Below are 3,423 nucleotides of genomic sequence, written 5' to 3'. Positions count from 1 at the left end.
GCGGCCCCCGGGGCTGGAGAAGTCACGTCGCACAGAGTAGGCGCTGGCACTGACAACGGACGAAACGGCACGTATCCGCTCGGGGCAGGAGGCGCGCGTCGGCCGACACAGCAGTTTACGGGGTCGTGTGCGGTGCTCTTGCCGCAGGTCGGCGGCGGGGCGGGGCGGTCCGTGCCCGCCCCGGTTCACCGTCCGTCAGAAGGCGAAGAGGGCCATCACCGCGATGTTGCAGCCGAGGAGGATGCCGGCGGTGGGCAGTTGGGCCTTGATCGGTCCGTACTGGTCCTTCAGTTCCAGCAGGGCGGCGGGGACGATGTTGTAGTTGGCGGCCATGGGGGTCACCAGGGTGCCGCAGAAGCCGGCGAGCATGCCGAGGGCCAGGACGGCGGGGGCGTCACCGCCGTGCTGGACGATGAGGACGGGCCAGCCGACCGCCGCGGTCATCACCGGGAAGGCGGCGAAGGCGTTGCCCATGACGCAGGTGAAGAGGAACATGCCCGCGCAGTAGACGACGACGGCGACGAGGCGGGAGTCCTCGGGGAGCACGGCGGAGGCGAGTTCGCCGACCCGGTCGCCGACGCCGGAGACCTGGAAGAGGGAGCCGAGGGTGGCCAGCATCTGCGGCAGCAGCATCGCCCAGCCCATCGCCTCCAGCATCGAGCGGCCGGCGTGCACGGGCACCGAGAGCCGCTTCTCCCTCAGCATCACCATGGCGACGGCCAGTGCCGCGAGCGCGCCGATGCCCAGGCCCAGGATGGTCTCGCTGCCCTCCTGGAGGATCGGCCGGCCGCCGACGGTGAGGTGTTTGACGCCGACGGCGCAGGCCATGGCGACGACGGGGATGGTGAGCGCGGGGACGAACAGCCGGTTGCCCAGGCGGGCCGCGGAGGCGGCGCGTTCGGCGGGGGTGGTGGTGCGCGGGGTGCCGCGTCCGGTGCGTCCGAAGCCCGCGAGGGCGGCCATGACGAGGACGGCGGCGCCCAGCGGTTCGGCGGGGGCGCGGCCCTCGACCACCCAGCTGCTGTAGAGGAATCCGGCGCCGATCAGTCCCCAGAACGCGGCGGTGCCCAGGCGCTTGGGGTTGGTGCGGTCGGTGGCCATCTGGGCGGCCATCACCAGGAAGCTGAGTCCCACGAGCCAGTAGAACCACTCTGCCTTGATCACTTGGCGGTCTCCTTGACGGCGTTCTCGGCCCCGGCGGTGAGCAGTTCGCGTTCCAGGCGGCGGTCGAGGCGCAGCAGCCGCCAGCCGTGGACGGTGAAGGCGCACACCGCGGTGGGGACGGCCCACAGGGCGAGGTGGAGCGGCTCCAGGTGGGTGCCGTAGGTGGTGTTGACGAAGCCGGTGATCAGCAGGATCGAGCCGACGGCGAGGAAGACGTCCTCGCCGAAGAAGAGGCCGACGTTGTCGGCGCTCGCGGCGAACGACCTGATCCGCTCGCGGGTGCGGTCGGGCAGGGTGCCGTGGCGGCGTTCGGCGGCGCCTTCGGCCATGGGGACGGCGAGGGGGCGGACGGTCTGGGCGTGCCCGAAGACGTTGGTCAGCCCCACGGCCGCGCCGATCTGGCGCAGGCCCAGGTAGAGGGCGAGGAAGCGGCCCGTGGTGAGTCTGCCGAACCGTGCGACGAGGGCGCGGGCGCGCTCCTGGAGGCCGTGGCGTTCCAGGAGGCCGATGACCGGGAGGGTGATGGCGAAGATGGTCACCGCCCGGCTGTTCGCGAAGCCCTCGCCGAACGCGGCGAGGACCTTGCCGGGGCTGAGGCCGGCGAGCAGGCCGGTGGTGATGCCGGCCACGCCCACGACCAGGAGCGGGTTGCGTTTCGTGGCGAAGCCGATCACGACCACGAGCACGCCGAGGAGCACGATCATGGATCCGCCTTCCGCGTACGGGACCCCACGCGATCGTGAGGAGGAGAAGAGAGAGAAGAAGCGCAAGGAGCGCTGCGCGGAGGCTAGGCGATTGTTCAACGATCCGACAAGGGGTGCGGCGCTATTCCTCCTTCCCGCCGTCCCGCACCCCGGTGCGTCAGCCCTCGGCGATGCGCCGGGCGTACGCGCCCGACAGCTGGGCGCGCGAGTCCTCCAGATAGGACCGCAGCAGCCGCTCGGCCGCCTCGGACTCCTCGGCCTGGAGCGCCTCGACGATCTGCCGGTTGCGGGTCAGGTAGGGCGCGTGGAAGCGCCGCGGGTCGTCCATGACGTGGAAGACCAGCCGGAGCTCGGCGAGCACCCCGCGCATCAGCTCGTCGGTGCGCGGGCTGCCGGCCAGGGCGGCGATGCCCTGGTGGAAGCGGATGTTGGCGGTGGACAGGTCCTGCCAGGCCCGCTCCTCGGAGGCCGCCTCCCCGGCCCGTACGGCCGCCTCGACGGCGGCGACCCGCTCCCGCGCCGGCGCGTCGTAGGGCCCGGCCCCCAGGCCGCGCACCGCCGCGCACTCGACAATGGCGCGGACCCGGTAGATGTCGTCCAGGTCCTCGACCGTCACCAGGCGGACGAAGACGCCGCGATTGAGGCGGTGCACCAGCAGCCGTTCGCGGGTGAGCAGCCGGTACGCCTCGCGCAGGGTGTTGCGGGAGATGCCGAGGGCGCCGCAGATGCTCTCCTCCGAGAGCCGGGCGCCGGGCGGGAAGCAGCCCTGGGCGATGCGGTCGCGCAGGACGTCGGCGACCCGTTCCGCCGTGCTGGAGCGCCCCAGCAGGGCGCGGTCGTCCTCCAGCCCCGCGACCGTGGCCGGCCGCCGCCGGTCCCTGTCCGCCACTTCGCCGGCCATCGCGCTCCCCGCTCCCCGGTGTCGTCGTCCCGGGCCCCGCCGCCGCGTGCCCGTCCCCGGAAGTCAATCCCATGACGGGAGAACGAAACAACACAGCTCTTGTCGGATCGTTGAACAATCGCTTACGTTGACCGTCGACGCCGACCGGCCCGTGATGCCCACCGGGGAGCCGTCACGGGCACGGACCGGACGGCACCCCTCCGCGCCCCTCACCGGCCCGCCGCGCGCCCCACCGACCCCGACCCCTTGGAGCGCAGCCATGAGCGACGCGGTGAGCCCTCCCGTCATCGACCTCAACGCCGACCTCGGGGAAGGCTTCGGACGCTGGCGGCTCACCGACGACGACGCCCTGCTGTCCGTCGTCACCAGCGCCAACGTCGCCTGCGGCTTCCACGCCGGCGACCCGTCCACGATGCGCCGGGTCTGCGAAGTCGCCGCGGAGCGGGGCGTGGTCGTCGGCGCCCAGGTCTCCTACCGCGACCTCGCCGGCTTCGGCCGCCGCGCCATGGACGTCCCGCCCGGCGAACTCGCCGACGAGATCACCTACCAGATCGGCGCGCTGGACGTCTTCGCCCGCGCCGCCGGGACCCGCGTCGCCTACGTCAAACCGCACGGCGCCCTCTACAACCGCTGCGTCCACGACGAGGAGCAGGC

General features: G+C 72.7%; 4 protein-coding genes. 1 reads left to right on the top strand and 3 read right to left on the bottom strand.

The window, feature by feature from the left end; all coding sequences use genetic code 11:
• Positions 1 to 195: 195 nt before the first annotated feature.
• The 3 genes from AC51EU_RS28770 to AC51EU_RS28760 all read right to left on the bottom strand — a co-directional run bounded on the left by AC51EU_RS28770 (position 196) and on the right by AC51EU_RS28760 (position 2,769).
• Positions 196 to 1,164, bottom strand: a complete 969-nt coding sequence (locus AC51EU_RS28770) for a DUF979 domain-containing protein (protein WP_496270021.1) — start codon at positions 1,162 to 1,164, stop codon at positions 196 to 198.
• The gene (locus AC51EU_RS28765; RefSeq protein ID WP_496270020.1) at positions 1,161 to 1,868 is read right to left on the bottom strand and encodes a DUF969 domain-containing protein; all 708 of its coding nucleotides are present in this window, start codon (positions 1,866 to 1,868) and stop codon (positions 1,161 to 1,163) included. The genes AC51EU_RS28770 and AC51EU_RS28765 overlap by 4 nt, the downstream gene beginning before the upstream one ends.
• Positions 1,869 to 2,025: 157 nt before the next feature.
• Positions 2,026 to 2,769, bottom strand: coding sequence for a GntR family transcriptional regulator (locus AC51EU_RS28760; RefSeq protein ID WP_496270019.1), 744 nt, complete (start codon positions 2,767 to 2,769; stop codon positions 2,026 to 2,028).
• 259 nt (positions 2,770 to 3,028) lie between these two features.
• Here AC51EU_RS28760 and AC51EU_RS28755 point away from each other — a divergent pair.
• A partial coding sequence (locus AC51EU_RS28755) for a LamB/YcsF family protein (protein ID WP_496270018.1) occupies positions 3,029 to 3,423 on the top strand: 395 nt, incomplete at its 3' end.

It is taken from the genome of Candidatus Streptomyces philanthi (assembly GCF_059553635.1).
The sequence above is the reverse complement of the archived record's forward strand: the minus strand, read 5'-3'. Positions and strand labels throughout refer to the sequence as shown.